19 protein-coding genes are annotated in these 19,087 nt (G+C 62.3%); 2 read left to right on the forward strand and 17 right to left on the reverse strand.

What is annotated here, in order from left to right:
• From VSR72_RS21940 to VSR72_RS21970, 7 genes are all read right to left on the reverse strand, one after another.
• A partial coding sequence (locus tag VSR72_RS21940) for a DUF4863 family protein (RefSeq protein WP_342954623.1) occupies window positions 1–422 on the reverse strand: 422 nt, incomplete at its 3' end.
• Between the two features lie 154 nt (window positions 423–576).
• Window positions 577–1,062, reverse strand: coding sequence for a hypothetical protein (locus tag VSR72_RS21945; protein ID WP_342954434.1), 486 nt, complete (start codon window positions 1,060–1,062; stop codon window positions 577–579).
• Window positions 1,059–2,342, reverse strand: a complete 1,284-nt coding sequence (locus VSR72_RS21950; protein WP_342954435.1) for a patatin-like phospholipase family protein — start codon at window positions 2,340–2,342, stop codon at window positions 1,059–1,061. Before VSR72_RS21950 ends, VSR72_RS21945 begins: the two co-directional genes overlap by 4 nt.
• 31 nt (window positions 2,343–2,373) lie before the next feature.
• Window positions 2,374–3,153 (reverse strand): acetoacetate decarboxylase, encoded by a 780-nt coding sequence (locus VSR72_RS21955; protein WP_342954624.1) that lies wholly within the window; start codon window positions 3,151–3,153, stop codon window positions 2,374–2,376.
• Between the two features lie 85 nt (window positions 3,154–3,238).
• Window positions 3,239–3,451 carry a helix-turn-helix domain-containing protein gene (locus tag VSR72_RS21960; protein ID WP_342954436.1) on the reverse strand — a complete coding sequence of 71 codons (213 nt, stop codon included), beginning with the start codon at window positions 3,449–3,451 and terminating at the stop codon, window positions 3,239–3,241.
• Window positions 3,426–3,851, reverse strand: a complete 426-nt coding sequence (locus tag VSR72_RS21965; RefSeq protein ID WP_342954437.1) for a cupin domain-containing protein — start codon at window positions 3,849–3,851, stop codon at window positions 3,426–3,428. The genes VSR72_RS21960 and VSR72_RS21965 overlap by 26 nt, the downstream gene beginning before the upstream one ends.
• Before the next feature lie 8 nt (window positions 3,852–3,859).
• Window positions 3,860–5,113, reverse strand: a complete 1,254-nt coding sequence (locus tag VSR72_RS21970; RefSeq protein ID WP_342954438.1) for a serine hydrolase domain-containing protein — start codon at window positions 5,111–5,113, stop codon at window positions 3,860–3,862.
• A gap of 320 nt (window positions 5,114–5,433) precedes the next feature.
• On the opposite strand from VSR72_RS21970, the gene VSR72_RS21975 reads away from it, so the two are divergent.
• Window positions 5,434–6,471 (forward strand): GGDEF domain-containing protein, encoded by a 1,038-nt coding sequence (locus VSR72_RS21975; RefSeq protein WP_342954439.1) that lies wholly within the window; start codon window positions 5,434–5,436, stop codon window positions 6,469–6,471.
• A gap of 192 nt (window positions 6,472–6,663) precedes the next feature.
• The gene (locus VSR72_RS21980; protein ID WP_342954440.1) at window positions 6,664–6,930 is read left to right on the forward strand and encodes a DUF4148 domain-containing protein; all 267 of its coding nucleotides are present in this window, start codon (window positions 6,664–6,666) and stop codon (window positions 6,928–6,930) included.
• A 101-nt stretch (window positions 6,931–7,031) separates the two neighbouring features.
• On the opposite strand, the gene yicI is transcribed toward VSR72_RS21980, so the two are convergent.
• The 10 genes from yicI to VSR72_RS22030 all read right to left on the reverse strand — a co-directional run bounded on the left by yicI (window position 7,032) and on the right by VSR72_RS22030 (window position 19,086).
• Window positions 7,032–9,362, reverse strand: coding sequence for an alpha-xylosidase (yicI, locus tag VSR72_RS21985; RefSeq protein ID WP_342954441.1), 2,331 nt, complete (start codon window positions 9,360–9,362; stop codon window positions 7,032–7,034).
• A 54-nt stretch (window positions 9,363–9,416) separates the two neighbouring features.
• Complete coding sequence (gene ugpC / locus VSR72_RS21990; RefSeq protein WP_342954442.1) at window positions 9,417–10,496, reverse strand: sn-glycerol-3-phosphate ABC transporter ATP-binding protein UgpC; 1,080 nt, start codon at window positions 10,494–10,496, stop codon at window positions 9,417–9,419.
• 18 nt (window positions 10,497–10,514) lie between these two features.
• Window positions 10,515–11,327, reverse strand: a complete 813-nt coding sequence (locus VSR72_RS21995) for a carbohydrate ABC transporter permease (RefSeq protein WP_342954443.1) — start codon at window positions 11,325–11,327, stop codon at window positions 10,515–10,517.
• Window positions 11,328–11,375: 48 nt separating this feature from the next.
• Complete coding sequence (locus VSR72_RS22000; protein ID WP_342954444.1) at window positions 11,376–12,314, reverse strand: sugar ABC transporter permease; 939 nt, start codon at window positions 12,312–12,314, stop codon at window positions 11,376–11,378.
• Between the two features lie 83 nt (window positions 12,315–12,397).
• Complete coding sequence (locus VSR72_RS22005; protein WP_342954445.1) at window positions 12,398–13,609, reverse strand: sugar ABC transporter substrate-binding protein; 1,212 nt, start codon at window positions 13,607–13,609, stop codon at window positions 12,398–12,400.
• Between the two features lie 265 nt (window positions 13,610–13,874).
• Window positions 13,875–14,921, reverse strand: a complete 1,047-nt coding sequence (locus VSR72_RS22010; protein ID WP_342954446.1) for a substrate-binding domain-containing protein — start codon at window positions 14,919–14,921, stop codon at window positions 13,875–13,877.
• Between the two features lie 191 nt (window positions 14,922–15,112).
• The gene (locus tag VSR72_RS22015; RefSeq protein ID WP_342954447.1) at window positions 15,113–16,258 is read right to left on the reverse strand and encodes a hypothetical protein; all 1,146 of its coding nucleotides are present in this window, start codon (window positions 16,256–16,258) and stop codon (window positions 15,113–15,115) included.
• 646 nt (window positions 16,259–16,904) lie between these two features.
• Entirely contained in the window at window positions 16,905–17,297 is a 393-nt protein-coding gene (locus VSR72_RS22020) for a hypothetical protein (RefSeq protein WP_342954448.1), read from the reverse strand.
• Between the two features lie 80 nt (window positions 17,298–17,377).
• Window positions 17,378–18,049, reverse strand: a complete 672-nt coding sequence (locus VSR72_RS22025; protein ID WP_342954449.1) for an RraA family protein — start codon at window positions 18,047–18,049, stop codon at window positions 17,378–17,380.
• Window positions 18,046–19,086, reverse strand: a complete 1,041-nt coding sequence (locus tag VSR72_RS22030) for an amidohydrolase family protein (protein WP_342954450.1) — start codon at window positions 19,084–19,086, stop codon at window positions 18,046–18,048. Before VSR72_RS22030 ends, VSR72_RS22025 begins: the two co-directional genes overlap by 4 nt.
• Between the last annotated feature and the right edge of the window lies 1 nt (window position 19,087).

A 19,087-nucleotide genomic window follows, 5' to 3' on the forward strand; every position in this document is an offset into this window, starting at 1 on the left:
CACCAGCCGTTCGTACCCGCGAGCGCCGCGCCCGCATTCATCGGCACCACGAGATTGATCTCGCCGTACGGATGAAAATGCAGTCCGGCGCGAAAACTGCCTTCCGGGTTGTGCTGGGTGTTATCCGTGCTGTCCAGCAGCACCGCCGTCGCACTGAAGAAGAACGTTTGAGCGCTGGGCGCGAAGACAGTTGAGCGACGGTAACTCGGACCGGCGACCTCGATGTCGGCCGCCCAGCCTTCCTTTACGCCCAGCGTAATCAGACGCGCGAGGTCCTTGTACACCGCGCTTTCAACACCGTATTTCGTGTTTAGCCATTGCTCGACCTCAATGCCCGTGGTCATGTCCTTGACCTCTTGCAGAAAAGGGATGAGACGGGCGATCAGTTCGTCTTTGCCAGTGGCGTGTTGGGTTTGCGACATAGTTGACATGGCACTTGTGGGCGTTGGAAATGGAATGCTCGCGATGCGTGCGGCGCGAGCACGCGGTAAAGGCCGCGTGCAAGCATTTTTCATCACGCCGTCCGCTCGATCCATCATCAAACGACCGGATTTCTTATCGCATCGTCCATATTTTTCATGGCAGCAGGTCATCGTCGTCGAATGAGCGTTGTAACACCGGGTCGCGAAACGCACGGTAGACCACGAATGCCATCCACAACGCCAGCACGCCGAAGCTCCACCACCGCAGGAATATGCCCCATCCCCAAATGAGTGTGCCAAACGCCGAAAGCGTCAGTCCACGCCTCGCCGCCAACACTTCGCTCAACGCGTGATGAGGCTGGATTCCAGCGTCCTCGCTTCTGCGGGCGACCACCAGATCCGTCACGGTGTGCTCGAGATAGCGGCGCGACGCCAGCAAAAGACCCGTGATGGTGATGACCGATCCGGACCGCTCGAACAGGTCCCACCGCGCTGAAGCCTGCGCGAGGTAGGCGCACACGATCGCCGGAGAAACCGCCAGCGCAATCATGGCGATGCTGCGAAAAATATAGCCCCACGGCGTCCGCAAAGCTTCCGCGCACAGGCGATCCACTGTGCTGCTATAGGGCTCTTTACTCACGATACGCTCTCCCCGGCCGGTTCGCGGGCCTCGATCGGCAGGCCGCCTTCGGCGATCTTTTCCTGTTCCGCGAGGGGCAAAATGAGCGCATCGCGATCGCACTGCGGCACAGAACCCGGCAAGCGATGCACGTCGTGTGTGACGAACCCCTGCTCGCGGCTCGGCACGTCGAACCACTCGCGATGCGAAAACGAATCGCGAATATCTTCGAGACCGCTTTCCCAATGCTCCTGCATCGTATCGATGCTGAATTCGTAGTCCTTATAGTGCCCTTCATAAGGCTTGTTCTTGTAAATGAGGTGCACCACGTTGATCGCGCTGCCGTCGGCTGCCTCTTCGGCGAGACGAAACAGCGGATCGGCGCTGCGCAGTTCAGCAGGAATGTGCGCGAGCAACTCCTTGATAAAGCGGGCGTGCTTCTGGCGATCCGCCAGCATGCTCGTCACCGCGCGCGTGCGGCTCGAATACTGAATGTCCTTGGCGCGTGCCGAGATGTCGAAGAAGTCCCCCGGCGCATTGCCGCGCGCGCTCCAGAGATCGACCTGAAACACCAGCGCGTTCTTGTGGTCCGCATCGCGCAGCACCTCGGTCAACGGCGTGTTCGACACGAGGCCGCCGTCCCAGTAATATTCGCCGTCGATCTCGACTGCAGGAAACCCTGGCGGCAGCGCCCCCGACGCCATGAAATGCTCGGGCTTCAGACGCATTTTCGTGTTGTCGAAGTACACCAGGTTGCCGCTCCGCACGTTCACCGCGCCCACCGAAACACGAACGTCGCCGTCGTTGATCCGGTCGAAATCGGCGAATTCCAGCAACGTCTGCTTCAACGCGGCCGTATCGTAGTAGCTGATCGCATTGGGGTGTTGTTTCCCGAAACCCGCCACCGGCAACGGCACGCGCGGCGAGAAAAAGCCCGGCTGGCCCTCGGTCAGGGCGCGCCCGGCCGCCCACACGCTGGCCCACTTGCGCGGGAAGTCGTGCATGCCGAACAGGGGCGGCATCCATGCGCCCAGACCACCGATCCAGTCGCGCGGATGGCAAATGCGGGTCCAGAAACCCTGCAAGGCCGCCACGCGGTTTTCCGGCGCATTGCCTGCGATGATGGCGGTATTCAGAGCGCCAATCGAAATGCCGGAGACCGTATCCGGATGCACGCCCATCTCGGCGAGACCTTCGTACACACCGGCCTGGTATGACCCGAGCGCGCCACCGCCCTGAAGCACGAGAGCGACTTCGTCGTAGTTCGGAAGCACAAACGCGGCTTTGTTGTTCAAAGACATGTTGCTTACCTCTGCGCAAATCCGCGCAACCTTATTCGTTGGCTGCGAGCTTGATGGCTTCGCTTTGAGCCAGATAGTCGAACGCAACCTCGCCGATATCCAGCGTGAGATTGGCGATCAGGTGCCGCGCGCCGACAACCCGCTTCACCGGCAAATCGGCCACGGGCGCCAACGCATGCGGATGAAACTCGAGCGCAGCCGGCCCCGTCCACGCCCCGAGCACGCTCACGTCGCGCAGGTAGAAACGCACGAGCTCGCAGACGCGCGCCGAGCCGTCGACGTGCGGAATCACCTTCAGCAGATAATTCGGCGTTTCCGCAAGCTTCTTGCGTTCGGCTTCGATATCGAGCGGCACATGCTTGTAGCCCATCGTGCCGGTGGCAACGCGTTGTGTGCCGTAGTCGAGCGTGCCGAGAAGCGTGTCATTGCCATCGATGCTCAAGGTCGGTTTCGCCAGCTTCTTCGGAAAACCCCAGAGTTCCCGGCCACCGGCTATCGGGCCTTCGTCGTCGAGGTACATCGAATGCGTGTAGTTGCCAAGGCGACCTTCCTGGTCGCGCACCGTAATGACCTGACCGGTTTCGGTGTAGTCGCCAAAGCCCGACGAATCCGGCATGCGAATAAATTCGTAGTGCACATGATTGTTTTCCGCACGCAATGGCTCCGGCACGACGGCTCGCAGCGCATCGAAATCGGTCTCGTAGGTGACGATGAAATATTCCCGGTTGATGAAGCGGTACGGCGGCCGGGGATAGGCGGGGTTATGGACCGGCATCGCAAAGGCGTCTTTGCGAATCGAAGCCAGATTCAGGCGGTTCATGACGTTCTCTCTTCGAGATCGAGTTGCATTGCAGCAGATGCTACTCACTCGCGAATGACGAGAGAATCCGTCGATATCAGGAATCTATCTTCCAGTTATCGGGAAGATATTGTGATGTGGGTCCAGGCCCGGCGGCGTTAATACCTTGCTTTCGTGCTTCCGAGCGATACCGGCCGGGACTCAGGCCAAACATCTTTTTGAAAGTCGAGCTGAACGTGGTTTCGGACGTATAGCCAACGGCGGCAGCGATGCGCGAGAGACTGTCATTGCCCGTCTTCAGTGTGAACAAGGGGCGGCAGGAAATTGAGCAGCAAGCTGCTCATGTCGTCGTCGAATTCGAACTGTCCTCCGACGCTGATCGTGCGCATGTCGCCAGGTCCATAGCGCACGATCCCATCTGCATCCAGGTAACTGGCAAATACCTGCGCCCCATCTTGCAGCGCGACGCCCGGATCGCTGGCAAAGCAGTAAGGCGAGCCATTCGTGAGGAGACAGAAGTCCCCTTCCTCCATTTTCACGGGCGCGGTAAGGCCTTCGATCCATACCCATCGCGCACCCTTGATCACGCCGCCGAATTTGACGTGCCGATACGCGGGAAATCGCAGCGCCCAGGGACCCGCGGCCTCAAAGCGCGCCGAAAGCACGCTTTTGACCTTCAGCAGGGAGAGCACATCGGAAAGCGGGTCCATTGCGGCGCTTACGTTCCGCACTCCGTAATCGCGCTGTACACGAGCGTGCGCAACTGCCGGCGAATCGGGTACGCAGTCGAGGGCAAGAGCTGGGTGAGAAACAGCACGATCATGTCCTCGCGCGGATCGACCCAGAAGAAGGTGCTGGCCGCGCCGCCCCAGAAGAAGTCGCCCGCATTGCCCGGAATCAGCGTGGATTCAGGCGTGATCGTCGTGGCGAAGCCGAGCCCGAAGCCAACGCCTTCGTAAGCGGCTTCGCTGAACATCGAGCGCGAGAGGCGCGGCAGGTCGACGCCACCCGGCAGATGGTTGGCGGTCATCAGTTCGATAGTCTTCGGTCCCAGGAGCCGCACGCCGTCCAACTCGCCGCCCTGCAGCAGCATGCGTGAGAACCGCATATAGTCCGCCGCCGTGGAAACGAGGCCGCCGCCGCCCGAAACAAACGAAGGCGGCTCGCGATAAGCGCTGGTGTGGGGATCGTCCTGCAGCGTCGGTCCTTTTTCGGAGACGACATTCGAGCCGAGCGCACCGATGGCATAGCAGGCGCAGAAGCGCGACAGCTTCTCCTGCGGCACGTAAAAGGCCGTATCGACCATACCGAGCGGGTCGAAGATCCGCGATTTCAGAAAGTCCTCGAAGGCCATGCCGCTGACCTTGCCCACGAGATAACCGAGCACGTCCGTGGATACCGAATAGTTCCACGCTTCGCCGGGCGAAAATTCCAGCGGCAGCGTGGCGAGCTTCTCGATCATTTCGTCGAGCGTGCCCGCGGTCGCAAGCGCACCCACATTGATCTTGCGATAGGCCGCATCGACATTGGTGTTCTGGTGAAACCCGTACGTCAAGCCAGAGGTATGCCGCAAAAGGTCGACCACGCGCATCGGGCGCGCGCACGCACGCGTCTGGAAACTCTCCATGAAGCCGCCCGCGTACACGCCGAGCTTTTCCCATGCGGGGATGTACTTGCTGACGGGATCGTCGAGCGCGATCTTGCACTCCTCGACCAGCATCATGATCGCTACCGAAGTCACGGGCTTGGTCATCGAGTAGATGCGGAAGATCGAGTCCTCGGCCATGGGCGTCTGCCGTTCGCGGTCGGCGAGACCCAGCACCGAGTTCAGCGCGAGTTCGCCACGCCGCCACACCTGGGTAACGGTGCCGGCGAGCGTGCCGGTGGCGACGTAGTTCTCGTCGAGAAAACGTTCGATCCGCGCGAGCCGATCACACGACATGCCTTGCTTTTCCAGACCTTCCCTACCCATGACGCCTCCTTTAATGGATTGACCGAGCGTATTCGGAACTGATGGATTGCACGCAATGCGCGCCACAGTATCGGTCATTCGGCGCGAAATTGCGTTGCCGCATTGCGTTGTATCAGGTGGCGTTGTCCAGCGCGACGCCATACGTCGGGTGCTCACCGCGCATGCAACGCGCATCGACACAACGCGCCGTTGAATTTCGTTTTTTTGGCGTCTCGATACGGAATATCTGTGGGGTACACTACCGGGCTACAAAATACAGAATTACAGCGGGGGTGGCTGCCATGGGCGAGACGGAAACACATTCCTGGCCCGGGAAAGCGTTGTTTCGCGCATTTCCGAAGGACCCTGAGAAAGAGCAGGCCGTATTGCGCATCACGCTCGGTTCCGTCGTGCTTCTCGCCTACCTCGTTGCCTGCTCGATCTATCGCTCGACCCACGTCTACGCGGCGCTACTCGCGATCACCGCTTATGTGGCGTTCGGCGTCATCACGTATGTGGCGGTGACCGTTGCGCCGGCACGCTCGCTCGTGCGCCTCGCGCTGTTCACGTGCGCCGATCAGGCGATCGTCACCGCTGCGCTGGCCGTGGGCGGCACGGCTGCGCTGCCGCTCCTGTGGGTGGCGTTCTGGTTTCTGGTCGGCGCGGGCTGCCGTTATGGGCAGCGCATGCTGGGCCTTTCCTGTGTCGTCGCGCTCGTCGGCATCATGGGCCTGATGCACTGGCAACCCTGGTGGCGCGCCAACATCACGGCCGCCCTCGGCATTGCGCTCAGCATCGTCGCGACGTCGGTCTATCTGGCCGTGCTCGTGCACCGGCTGGAGCGCCAGGCGTCCACCGATCCGCTCACTGGCCTCTACAACCGCGTGCGCCTCGAGCAGGCCATTGGGCGCACGCTCTTTACACGCGTCGGCGAAGTCGAGCGCACCGCCATGCTCCTCGTCGATCTCGATGGCTTCAAGGAAGTGAACGACTCGTTCGGGCACGCGGTGGGCGACGAACTGCTGCGCAGCTTCGCCGACGCGCTGGTGCGCCGCATGCGGCGCGGCGATACGCTCGCACGCCTCGGTGGCGACGAATTCGTCGTGCTGGCGCGTCACGTCTACGACAAGAACGACGCACTCACCGTTGCCAACAGCATCCACGCGATTCTCGCCAACATGCGCACTGTGGGTGGATTTCCGGTGACCGTGTCGTGCAGCATCGGCGTATGCCTGCTCACGGAAGGCAGCGGCAGCCGCTCGCTCGATGCGCGAACCTTGATGCGCGCCGTGGACAGCGCCATGTACCGGGCCAAGTCGCGCGGCATGGGGAAGACGGAGTTCGTCGATACGATCGGCGTGACGCCCAGCATGGTCTGACCCCGTTTGCTTGCGCACGTTCGCTAAATTGCCGCTGTGCGCGACGCACATACCCGGATTGTTCTCACGGGGGAAACAGTGAATTCGTTTCTTAGGTATTTACCCTAGTCCCCGACCCTCCTACACTGCCTTCACTGCTGCAAACAACCCTGTAGGCAGCTCAAAAAGAAAGCAAATCTGGAGGTTACTGTCATGAAATCGCTCATCCAAGCCGTCGTTATTGCTGCCGCCTTTGCCGCTCCGGTTGCCGCGTTCGCCCAGTCGAACCAGCCCGTGACCCGCGAGCAAGTCCGCGCAGACATGGTTCAAGTCGAAAAGGCCGGCTTCAATCCGGCACGTTCGAACCCCAATGAATATCCGGCGAACATTCAGGCTGCCGAAGCTCGCGTCGCTGCGCAGAACAGCGCAGTGGGCGGCGTGAAGAGCGGTTCGTCGCAAGCCGGTCAAGCAGCGCAGTAAGAAGCCGCGCTTTGTAGTTGTTGCCTGGTTGTTGCCTTCTGGCCCGTCATCGTAATTGCGATGACGGGCCAGTCGCATTTCTGGCGCTCGCAGCCCACGGCTTACGCATGGATGCGCAAAACCACCTCCCCCTCACCCGCGGGCAACTGCACCACCACACCCGATTCCCCGGCGTGCGTTTTCAACCCGCCGGCGTCGCGCAGTTCGGGCCATTGCCGCAGCGTGAGCGGCAACGCTCCCTTCACGCCGTCGTATCGCACGTTCAGCGTATCGCCGTGCCGCGTCACGCACACATGCGTCACGCGCGCGCCGCCCTCGTCGCGCAGCGTCGCCGCCGCACTCGCGCCATCGGCCAGCTCGAACAGATGCAGTTCGCTGCGCGACGCGTAGTCGTAATCGGGACGCTGGTCCTCGGTCCCGATCGCGAGCAGCGTATTCGGCCGCACGTAGACCGGCAGGCTCAAAAAACCGTGTCGCTCGCGCAGCCACCGGCCGCCCTCGACCTGCTTGCCCGTGAACAGATGCGTCCAGCGCCCCGAAGGCAGCCAGAAGTCCACGTCGCCCACGGCGTTGAAAACCGGCGCCACCAGCAGCGATTCGCCGAGCAGATACTGACGGTCCAGATGCTCGCAGGCCGGGTCGCCGGGAAACTCCAGCAGCATGGCGCGCAGCATCGGCGTACCGCGATCGACGGCCTCCCGCGCGGCGTCGAACAGGTACGGCATGAGACGCGACTTCCATTCGGTGAAATGGCGCACCACGTCCACGGCTTCATCGTCGAACAGCCATGGAACGCGATACGACTTGCTGCCGTGCAGGCGGCTGTGGCTCGACAGCAGCCCGAACGCGCACCAGCGCTTGTAAACGTCGGCGGGCGCGGTGTGCTCGAATCCGCCGATGTCGTGGCTCCAGAAGCCGAAGCCGCTCAAGCCCAGCGACAGGCCGCCACGCAGCGTCTCGGCCATCGACTCATAGGTCGCGCTGCAGTCGCCGCCCCAATGCACGGGCAACTGCTGGCTGCCTACGGTGCCGGAGCGCGCAAACACCACCGCCTCGCCCTCGCCGCGCACCTCGCGTAGCACGTTGAACACCACTTTGTTGTAGAGGTAGCTGTAGTAGTTGTGCATTTTTTGCGGATCGGAGCCGTCGTGGTAGACCACGTCGGTGGGAATGCGCTCGCCGAAATCCGTCTTGAAGCAGTCCACGCCCATTTCCAGCAAACGCCGCAAATGGCCCGCATACCACTGCGCCGCAGCGGGGTTCGTAAAGTCGACGATGCCCTGGCCCGGCTGCCAGCGGTCCCACTGCCACACGTCGCCATTGGGCTTGCGCAGCAAATAGCCTTTCGCCATGCCTTCGGCAAACAACGGCGACGGCTGCGCGACATACGGATTGATCCACACGCAGATCTTCAGCCCGCGCGCCTTGAGGCGTGCGAGCATGCCCTGCGGATCGGGAAAAGTCTCGCGGTTCCACTCGAAATCGCACCAGTGGAAGGCCTTCATCCAGAAGCAGTCGAAGTGGAACACGTGCAGCGGAATGCCACGCTCGGCCATGCCGTCGATGAAGTGATTCACCGTGGCTTCGTCGTAATTCGTGGTGAACGACGTGGTAAGCCACAGGCCGAATGACCACGCGGGCGGCAGCGCAGGCCGACCGGTGAGCTGCGTGAAGCGCTCCAGCACCGCTTTGGGCGTGGGGCCGTCGATCACGTAGTATTCGAGCCGCTCGCCCGCCACGCTGAACTGCACCTTCGCGACCTTCTCGCTGGCCACTTCGAACGATACGTTCTCCGGATGATTCACCAGCACGCCGTAACCGCGATTGGTCAGATAGAACGGCACGTTCTTGTACGCCTGCTCAGTGCCGGTGCCGCCGTCGCGGTTCCAGCTCTCGACCACCTGGCCGTTCTTCACGAAGGCGGTAAAGCGCTCGCCGAGTCCATAAACGTTCTCGCCCACGCCCAGATCGAGCCGCTCAAACATGAACGCGGCACCCTGCTGGTTGGCGTCTTGAACCTGGCCGCTCGCGCGAAAGGCGCTGCCGGTGATGCGCTCGCCGTCGCGCAGGAAGTCCACCGACCAGTCGCCCGACTTCACGATGCGCACAGTAAGCGAGCCGCTGGTGAGGCTCGCCTCTTCTTCGGTGTTGTGCGTGACGACTTCCGTCGCTTCGCGGTTGAGCGCGAAATGCGGACCACGGTCGCGCACACCGGCAAAATGCTCGACGCGCACGCCAATCACGCCGCTTTGCGGCGAAAAGAAGCGCCACGTAAAGAGGCCCGTGTCGAGCTGCCGCTCGCGGTTCGATACGTCGCGCGGCGCCACGTGCACGAGCAGTTCGTCGCCGACGATCTCCACGCTGTGCGGCGACGCTGAGTACGAGACGTTCAGACCGTCCCGGATCAACCAGTTGCCATCGCTGATTTTCATTTAGATGTACTCATAGCTTATTGAACAGCCAATCCAGATTCACCTGCGGTTCTTCTACAGCGCTCGCTCCGTCTTCCTGTCGAACACGTGAATGTGCTCGCTCGCAATATCGAGCCCGATCGCCTCGCCGCTGCGCATGACGCACACGCCGGCTTGCGCAATCATCACGGGCGTTGCGACACCATCGAGTTTCACCGCGATGAAGTTCATGGAGCCGGTGGTCTCCACGGTGTCGATCTCGCCGCGCAATCCCTGTGCTTCGCGGTGCAACCGCAAATGCTCGGGCCGCAGCCCAATCCAGACCTCGGCGCCCGCTGGCAGCGTGCGGCCCAGGTCGAGCGTTTGCACGCTCGCGCCTTGCGCACCGCCGAACTGCGCGCTGCGCCCGTCCGGGCCGATCACGGCTTCAATGAAGTTCATCGAAGGCGAGCCGATGAAACCCGCGACAAAGCGGTTGGCAGGCTGGTGATACAACGTGAGCGGCGCGCCCTGCTGCTCGACTTCGCCCGCGCGCATCACGACCACGTGATCGGCCATCGTCATCGCCTCGATCTGGTCGTGCGTGACATACACCGAAGTCGCGGAAAGACGCTGGTGCAGCTTGCGGATTTCCGTGCGCATATGCACGCGCAGCGCCGCGTCGAGGTTCGAGAGCGGTTCGTCGAACAGAAACACCTTCGGATTCCGTACGATTGCCCGTCCCATTGCCACACGCTGGCGCTGGCCGCCTGAAAGCTGGCGCGGCATGCGCGCGAGCAGATGGTCGAGGCCCAGCGTGCGCGCCACGCCGTCGATGCTTTCGCGAATGACCTTGGGTGCGGCTCGACGCAGCCGCAGCGAGTACGACATGTTCTTTTCGATGTTCATGTGCGGGTAGAGCGCGTAGCTCTGGAACACCATCGCCACGTCGCGCTTGCGCGGCGGCACGTCGTTCACAACCTGGCCGTCGATGCGCAGCGTGCCTCCCGTGATCGGCTCGAGTCCGGCGATGGTGCGCAGCAAGGTGGACTTGCCGCAGCCCGAAGGCCCGACCAGCGCGACGAAACACCCTTCGGGAACGCTGATATCGATGTCCTTCAAAACCTGCACGGCTCCGTAGCTCTTGCTCAGGCGCTCGATCTGTATGCGATCCACAGCGATTCTCCGTATGCGTTACTTGAGCGCGCCGGCGGTGAGCCCGGCGACGATCTTGCGTTGCAGCAGCATGAACGCCACGAGGATAGGCGTGACGAAAATGGCCGAGTAGGTCATGATGCCGATCCAGTCGACCTTGGTCGCGCCGACGAAGGCCGAGAGGCCCACCGTGGCGGTCTGGTACTGGTCGTCGAGAATCAGCGAGCGGGCGTACACGTACTCGCCGAACGATTGCAGGAACACGAGGATCGCCGAGACGAGAATGCCGTTCACCGCAAGCGGCAAAATCACGCCGAAGAACGCGCGCGCAGGCGTGGCGCCATCTACGAGCGCCGCGTCGCGCAGTTCCCGCGGCACCTGCACGAAGCTCGGGCGGCACAGCACGATATAGAACGGCAGCGTCTTGGTGATCTGCGCGAGCACGACGGCAAGACGCGGCGAATCGAGCAGGCCGAGACTCTTGAACGCCGTGAAGATCGGCGTGACCATGAGGCTCGACGGGAGCGCCTGCAGCACCAGCACCGCGAAGATCGCGAAACTGGTCCAGCGGTTCTGCACGAACGCGAGTGCGTACGCGGCGCCGGTGCCGACGAACACGGTCACCGCCACGGTGCCGCATGCGGTCACGAACGAGTTCCACAGGAAGTTGCCCATGCCGCTGCTGCTGAACACCTGCCACAGGTGCGATTGCAAATGCTGCGGCCAAAAGGTGGGCGGATACTGGAACATCTCGCTCGCGCTCTTGAACGCGGTGATGTACATCCAGTACAGCGGGAACAGATAAACCGCCGTGACGCATAGCGCGATGACGAACAGCACGTAGCGCTTCATCCCAGCCTCCGCCGGGAGGAGCGCAGCATGAGTTGGGGTCGTTTCATCTCAGACCATCCTTTCGTTGCGCGTGGAGCGCACGTAGATCACCGAGACGATCAGCACGAGCACCAGCATGACCGTGGCGACCGCCGAGCCCGCCGACACCTCGAAGGTCTGCAGCGAAAGCTGCCACGACCAGTACTGCGCGACCAAAGAAGAGTTGGCGGGGCCGCCCTGCGTGAGCGCGGCGATCAGGTCGAACTGCTGCATCGTGAGGATCGCGCCCAATGCGATCACGGCGCCGAGCGTGGCCTTCATCATCGGCAGTGTGATGCCGACGAACCGTTGCAGGGCATTCGCGCCATCGAGTTCGGCCGCTTCGTAGAGGTCGGCCGGAATGGCCGCGAGCCCCACCGAAAGCAGCAGCATGTTGAACGGCACGCCAAGCCACACGTTCGCGGCGATCACCGCATAGAGCGACCAGTGTGGATCGGAGAGCCAGAAGATCTTCTCTTGCAGGATGTGCGTTTGCATCAGCACATGATTGAGCACGCCGTAATCGCCCGCGAAAATCAGCTTCCAGATCACGCCGACCACGAGCCCCGGCATGATCCAGCCAGCGAGAAAGAGACCGCGCATGAGGCTCGCGAACGGAAAGTCCTGCGCGAACAGCAGTGCCAGCAGAAAGCCGATCACCACCTGAAAGACGAGCGAAAGCCCCACGAACAGCACCGTGTTCACGATCACCTGGTGCATCTCGGGACGGCTGAACACATCGCGGTAGTTCGCGAGCCCAACGAACGGCCGCAACAACGTGGCAGGCGCCATCAAATCGACCTGCTGAAACGACAGCACGATGTTGTAGATGAGCGGCAGACCCGCAAACACGAGCAGATACAGCAGCGCGAACACCGCCAGCGATATTTCGAAGGCATGGGCGCGCGGAAAGCGGCGCAGGAGACCCGCAGCCGGGTCGCGCGGAGCACGGCGCAAAAGTGTGTTCATGGCGTTCATCGCTCAAAAGCGGGGCGGCGCCCGAAGAAGCGACGTTCCTCGGGCGGCAACCTCAATGCCATACTTCGGAATGCTTACTTGACTGCTGCCTGAACCGTCTGCGCGTCGGCTGACATGGCCTGTTGCGGCGTGGCCTGGTGTGTCAGCACGGACTGGATCGCGTCGGAAATCGACTTCGAGATTTTCGGCCAGTTCGGGTTCGGACCGCGCGGGCGCGCGTACTGCATCTGCTCGTTGAACACCTTGTACGCCTGCGGCCACTTCGGGTCGGGCGTCACGGTGTCCTTCGAAGGCGGCAGCATGCCGAATTCGTTCCAGTCGCGGCCGCGCTGCGCATACATGTACTCGAGGAACTGGAAGGCCACATCCGGGTTCTTCGCGCCGCGCAGGATCCCGTGATTCTGCTCGCCAAGCGCCGAGGCGCGCGGGCCGCCCGCCTTCTCGACCGGCAGGAGCGCCACGCCCCACTTGAACTTCGCACCCTTCTCCACGGCGCCCAGTTCCCACGGACCGTCGATGTCCATCGCGGCATTGCCGTTGATGAACGTGGCCGCCGCCTCCGACTGGCTATGCGTGAGCGTGTCCGGCGAGGCCACCTTGCTGTCCAGCAGCTTCTGCCAGAACGCCGCCGCGCGCACCGCGCCTGGGTCGCTCATACGGTCCCAGTCCGCGCCCGCGGCCTGCACGAACGGCAGGAACTGGAACACGCCCTCTTCCGTGTTGATGGCCGAAAACGCGAGGCCGTACACGCCTTTCTTCGCGTCGGTGAGTTTTTGCGCGTCCGTATAGAGCTCGTCCCAGGTCTGCGGCGCGTGTTCAGGATCGAGCCCGGCTGCCTTGAACATGTCCTTGTTGTAGTACAGCGCGAGCGTATTCGTGCCGCGCGGAATCGCATACACCTTGCCGTTCCAGGTGGCGTTTTTCAGCGGGCCGGGGAAGATCTGCTTCGCGTCGATGACCTTCGACTTCGCGAGATACGGGCCAAGATCGAGCAGCGCATTCTTCGAGGCGAACATCGCCGTGTTCGGGTTGTCGATCGGCACGACGTCCGGCATGTTGCCGGACATCACAGCGCGCATGGTTTCGTCGTTGAGCGCCGCGAAACCCACCTTGCGAATCTGCACATGAACGTCGGGATGCAGTTTCCCGAATTCCTGCGCCATTTTCGCGGTGTAGTCGTCGGGCTCGTCCACGGCCCAGACCGAAAGCGTCGCGGCGTGCAGCGACGCACAGGAAAGCGAGAATGCCAGACCAATGGCCGCGGATGCGGCAAGTAGCTTCTTCATGCTGTCTCCGTTTTTGCGCGTTGGAAATCGCGCTTTGTTTCAGGCTCTTTTCTGTGGCGGTGCGGGAGCCGTCTCGTTCGGTTCGCAACCGCCAGCGTGGGTCACGTCCACTTTGCGCCGCTGCAACCGCGTTTTCCGGAAACGTTTCCGGAAACAGCCAAATAGTTGCTTCAGACGGAGGTGCTGTCAAGCCGGCTGCGAAAATCGCAATGTCGATTCGCGGAAACCGCAATGCCGATCGCGGCAGGTGCGGGCTCGCTCACCTTTAGCGTTGCAAGGCCTCGGTCGTCACCGCGTCGTCGTCGCGCTCGCGCAAAGTCAGCGGCCACAGCAGCGGCTCGCGCGCGGCGCGGTAGGTATCGCCAATATCCGGGAACTGCGCGAGCAGGGCCTGCGCGAGGCGCTGCCCCAGACCATAGGCGTCGAGCGTGAAGCCGGAAAGGCGGGGCGCAAGGTATTCCGACACCTCGCCCGCCAGCACGCCGCCCGAAATCGCCAGATCGCGGCCCGGCGCCCTGCCCGTTTCGTGCAGCTTGCGGTACGCGCCGATCGCCATGCAGTCGCTCTGGAACATGAGCGCGTCGGGCGGCACGTCCAGGTTGAGCAGCGCCTCGGTCGCGAGATAGCCGCCCCGCTCGGAGAGTTCGTTGCGCTGCACGAACCCCTCGTACACGGCTAGCCCGTGCTTCTTCATCGCCTTCTTCCAGGCGCGCTGGTAGATATGCGCCTGCATCGCGTCGCCGCCGGGAATGGCGAGCGCAATACGCCGATGCCCTTGCGCCACGAGCCGCTCGACGCCCTCCGTGACAGCCGCCTCGAAGTCCAGATCGACCCATGCGTGTTCGCCGCCCGACTCGCTGCGGCCGAGCGCCACGAACGGGAAATGGCGGCTCGCGACGTAATCGAGCCGTTCGTCGTGCCGCCGCGTGCCCGCGAGAATCACGCCGTCCACATGGCGGCGCTCGACAATGCGCCGCAGCCGCGCGAACTCGTCGTCCCACGACTCGCTCGAGTACATGACGAGATCCATGCCGTGGCGCGACAGCACCGACTGGAGACCGTCCGCCAGCTTCATGAAAATGCCGAGTGTGTAGGTCTCTTCTTCGCGCCGCACCGGCAGCATCAGCCCGACGATGTCGAGCCGTCCCCGGCGCAGGCTCGCTGCCGACTTGCTGGGCGCATAGCCATGCTCGAGCGCGGCGGCGCGCACGCGCTCGCGCGTTTCGGCGCTCACCTCGTCGCTGTCGTTCAAGGCGCGCGACACGGTCGAAACGGACAGCTTCAGTACTTTGGCGAGTTCGCGAATACCCATGCGCTGGTTCAATGATGTTGGAAACGGTCCGGGCCCGCGGCGCCGGCACGGTGCAAAACATCATAACCGTAAGTCAGCGAAGGACCGAAGAAGCCGAAAGAGAAGCCGAAAAAACATAAAAGCCAGCGGACGATTTTCACGTCCGCTGGCTTTGCGCTACAGCCTGAAACTACGCGGCTAGTACTACGCGGCTAGTGCGTGGAGAACACCGATATGCCGCCAGTCGGGAATGCAGACGAACCCGGCTGGAACGGCACGTAGACCTCGCCCATCGTGCTGTCGATGCCGACCGAATGCGCGCCCGTTCCCACTGCCACGGTAAAGATGAGCTTGCGCGTCGCGCCGTCGATCACACCCATGGTCGGCGTAAAGCCCGACGCCGCCGCGGTGCCGCTCGTGACGTAGTGCCGCGCGGGCAGGAAGTAGCGGTTCGACGCGGGATCGTAAGCCACCTGGTCCACGCCGCCAAACGGGATCGACGCGAGTTGCGTGCCCGTATTGCGATCGAGGATCAGCGTGATGAGCGGATCGCCCGCGGAAGGATCGCAGCCAATCAACACGTCGCTGTTGGGACCGAGCGCGATGCCCGCGGGCCCGCATTTGCCGAGCGGGAAGGACTTGCTGACCGCGGGCGTGCCTGACGTGACCGAACTGGCGGTAATCACGTCGAGTTCGCCGTCTGGGTTGGCGGTGGTTCCGTCGTTGTTGATGAGGAAACTCTTCGAGGCCGAATCGTACACACAGGCTTCGAGACCCGAGGAGCCATTGAAGACCAGCTTGTTCACGACTGCCTGCGTCGTGGTGGAAATGAAGGTCACGTAGGGGGGCGTGTCGCCGGGGCTCGCGAACATGATGAGATGGTCGTCGGGATCGTAGCAACCTTCATCGACGCGCGAACCGGACGTGCTGATCGGGATCGTCTTGACCGTTTTCATTGCAGCCGTATCGACCACTTTCACGTTGTCGACGTCGCCCACATACAGCGTATTCGTCCCCGTCACGCCAACGATGCCATCCGGCCCGGACGCGTCGGTGTTTGCGCCCACACCGGTGAAGTTGCCGGGAATCTGCGCAATCAGCGCATTCGATTTGGTATCGACAACATCGACGGCCTTGTTGTTGCGATCGGCCAGATAGTACCTGCCCGCTTCCACATAGCTGATGTCGAAGCTGAACGCGGGGCTCGTTGTATTGGGCACGGAAACGTTCGCGAGCAGTTTGGGCGTGGACGGCGCAGCCGCCGCTGAAGCCGGATTCGAACTCGAACTGTCTCCTCCGCCGCATCCGGCAACGGCCACTGTTGCCATGAGTAGAAAGGCCAATAACGGTTTATTCATCAGTCGGCTCCTTTGAGCAGCAGAACAGGTGGGTCAACGCGCGAATGCCTCACGGAATCTGCTGGAGCGCTTCGATGACTTGTCATCGCACTGCGGCTCACGTCATCCATGTCCTTGAAGCGGCCGAATGGCAGGGCTTCGATCTGGACGTAAGAATGCGGAAGGAACGGTAATAATGCACAACAAAGAAATTGATCGTTTCCATACGAAATTACCTATGAATGTATGGATGCAGAAAATTAACGATCAATAAATACATCGCACCTAGTAAGTTTCAATTCGCGCTTTAATTTTGAGAATGAAACTCAGAATCGATCCAGTCGAAGAAATAGTCGGCGTCTGCTGCGACGCGGCATGCGCTGCATGGCGAGGCAGTGAGGGAGCCGGCGCGCGAATCCCTGCTTGACGTTGAGGATTTGATGCGCCGGCACATCGACGCGCGGAGACCGCCGCATGCGTGCGACGCGAAGCGCGAACGGCGCGCACATGTAAGGCGCGGTTGTGAATTCGAAAGCGATATTGGCGGCTAGTCGAATGAAATGCCGCCAGAAATGAAAGAGAGGCCAGGGAAAAGCCTGACCTCTCGTTTATTCGCAACGAATATAGGCGAGGACGAATCAGAAAAAATTCGCCGATTTAGCCACGCTCAAAGCGGCACATCCTCGATCAAGCGCGCTTTCAGCGCGCGTATGCGCTGATCGACGAAATAACCTCCGCCTTCCATATAACGAAGGTAAAGACGTTCGCACAGCGTGCATTTCCATACACCGCAACGGTTATACGGAAAGTACCGGGGCGCGATCGGTGCGTTCTCCGACCAGTAGCCCGTCTCGCCCGGCAGATATTCGGCGAAGGTCGGCTCGGCTTCGTCTGCGCACACGAGCGTGCCGATCTGTTCCAGTTGCCTTTCGTCGAGCGAAAGCGGCTGCGATTGCCAGCCATCGAGCGGCGTTTTCGTACAGGTGCACGGCGGCGCGTCGGTGTGCTCCGCGCGTTCGGCGAGTTCGCGCAGCGCGGCAGCGTCAAGGTATCGGGTCATGGAGCAAGAATGGATCTGCGGTTGAGCGAGGGAGCACAGGCTCCCGGGCTCATCTTAACGCCTGAAGCCACGGTGCTTCATCAAGCCCCGCTTCGCATGCGCTCGATATGCGGCACGACCCAGGCACGGTCGAAGCGCCCTTCGGCAATTGCCTGCAAGGCGGCGGCCTCTTTTTCGCCCTGCCTGCGCGCACCGGCAATGACGGTCTCCACGTCTTCGGGGGCGATGGCTAGCAAGCCGTCCTCGTCGCCCACGATGATGTCGCCGGGATTCACGACCATCCTGCCGATGGTCACAGGCACGTTGATCTCGCCCGGCCCGTTCTTGTAGGGCCCGCGATGCGTCACGCCGCGCGCATACACGGGAAAGTCGCGCGCGCGTAGCGCGCCGACGTCGCGGATCGCGCCGTCGATCACCAGTCCCTGCACGCCGAGGCTTTCGGCGTAGCTCGACATGATGTCGCCCATCAACGCCTGGGTCACTTCGCCTGCGCCGTCGATCACGAGCACGTCTCCCGGCCGGCAGAAGTCGAACGCGCGATGAATGGCGAGATTGTCGCCGGGCCGCGTACGCACCGTCACAGCCGTGCCCGCCATCGGCCTGGGCTTGTGGAACGGCTGCAGACCGAGCATGCCGCTCGAGCGGGCCATGTTGTCGCTAAGCAGCGCCACGGCAATCTCGCGCAACGCGGCAAGCGTCGCCACGCTAGCCTGCGGGGCGGATGCGTTTTCACGCCAACCGATCTGACTCATTTCGTGATCCCTTCCAATGCGGTTTGTCGTTCGATCTGCGCGGAGAGGCGGCTGTATACCGCGCGCGCATTCCCTTCGTAAATGCGTTGCCGATCGGCGTCGCTGAGCCATTCGATCGCGTCGATATAGCGGCGCGTGTCGTCGTAGTAGTGCCCGGTTTCGGGGTCGATGCCCTGCACCGCGCCGATCGTCTCCGAGGCGAACAGGATGTTCTCCACCGGAATCACCTTGGCGAGCAACTCGGAGCCCGGCTGGTGGTAAACGCAGGTATCGAAGAACACATTCTTGAGGAGATAGTCCTTCAGCAACGGCCGCTTCATGTCCTGCGCCAGCCCGCGATAGCGCCCCCAGTGATAGGGCACCGCGCCGCCGCCATGCGGGATGATGAAGCGTAGCGTCGGGAAGTCCGCGAAAAGATCGCCTTGCAGCAGCTGCATGAATACCGAGGTGTCGCCGTTGATGTAGTGAGCGCCCGTCGCATGAAAGTTAGGATTGCAGGACGATGAAACGTGAATCATTGCGGGCACGTCGAGTTCCACCATCGCTTCGTAAAGCGGATACCACGAGCGGTCCGTGACCGGCAGCCCCGACCAGTGCCCGCCCGAGGGATCCGGGTTGAGGTTGCAGCCCACGAACCCCAGTTCCTCCACGCAGCGCCGCAATTCGGGAATGCAGTTCTCCGGCGCCACGCCCGGGGCCTGAGGCAACTGGCAAACGCCCACGAAATGCTGCGGGAAAAGCGAGCACACGCGATGCACGAGATCGTTGCACTCGCCGGTCCAGAGCGCATTGGCGTCCGCGCCCGCCTGGTGGTGCCCCATGCCCGCGGCGCGCGGCGAGAAAATCGTCAGGTCTGTGCCGCGCTCGCGCTGAATGCGGCGCTGGCCGTTTTCGATGCTCTCGCGAATCTCGTCGTCGGTAATCGACGGGCGCGGCGGAACCGGCGTGCCGTCCTTGAGCGCGGAAATCTGCCTGGCGCGCCAGGCTTCGTGCTGGGGCGGCGAGGTCGTGTAGTGACCGTGGCAATCAATGATCATG

It is taken from the genome of Paraburkholderia sp. JHI869 (assembly GCF_038900775.1).
In the GTDB taxonomy this organism is placed as follows: Bacteria; Pseudomonadota; Gammaproteobacteria; order Burkholderiales; family Burkholderiaceae; genus Paraburkholderia.

Bases quoted from the DNA above. Each gene is read 5' to 3' on its own strand.
- VSR72_RS21950 (WP_342954435.1), bottom strand. From the start codon at position 2,342: ATGTCTTTGAACAACAAAGCCGCGTTTGTGCTTCCGAACTACGACGAA.
- VSR72_RS21965 (WP_342954437.1), bottom strand. From the start codon at position 3,851: ATGGACCCGCTTTCCGATGTGCTCTCCCTGCTGAAGGTCAAAAGCGTG.
- VSR72_RS21970 (WP_342954438.1), bottom strand. From the start codon at position 5,113: ATGGGTAGGGAAGGTCTGGAAAAGCAAGGCATGTCGTGTGATCGGCTC.
- VSR72_RS21980 (WP_342954440.1), top strand. From the start codon at position 6,664: ATGAAATCGCTCATCCAAGCCGTCGTTATTGCTGCCGCCTTTGCCGCT.
- yicI (WP_342954441.1), bottom strand. From the start codon at position 9,362: ATGAAAATCAGCGATGGCAACTGGTTGATCCGGGACGGTCTGAACGTC.
- VSR72_RS21995 (WP_342954443.1), bottom strand. From the start codon at position 11,327: ATGAAGCGCTACGTGCTGTTCGTCATCGCGCTATGCGTCACGGCGGTT.
- VSR72_RS22000 (WP_342954444.1), bottom strand. From the start codon at position 12,314: ATGAACACACTTTTGCGCCGTGCTCCGCGCGACCCGGCTGCGGGTCTC.
- VSR72_RS22005 (WP_342954445.1), bottom strand. From the start codon at position 13,609: ATGAAGAAGCTACTTGCCGCATCCGCGGCCATTGGTCTGGCATTCTCG.
- VSR72_RS22010 (WP_342954446.1), bottom strand. From the start codon at position 14,921: ATGGGTATTCGCGAACTCGCCAAAGTACTGAAGCTGTCCGTTTCGACC.
- VSR72_RS22015 (WP_342954447.1), bottom strand. From the start codon at position 16,258: ATGAATAAACCGTTATTGGCCTTTCTACTCATGGCAACAGTGGCCGTT.
- VSR72_RS22020 (WP_342954448.1), bottom strand. From the start codon at position 17,297: ATGACCCGATACCTTGACGCTGCCGCGCTGCGCGAACTCGCCGAACGC.
- VSR72_RS22025 (WP_342954449.1), bottom strand. From the start codon at position 18,049: ATGAGTCAGATCGGTTGGCGTGAAAACGCATCCGCCCCGCAGGCTAGC.
- VSR72_RS22030 (WP_342954450.1), bottom strand. From the start codon at position 19,086: ATGATCATTGATTGCCACGGTCACTACACGACCTCGCCGCCCCAGCAC.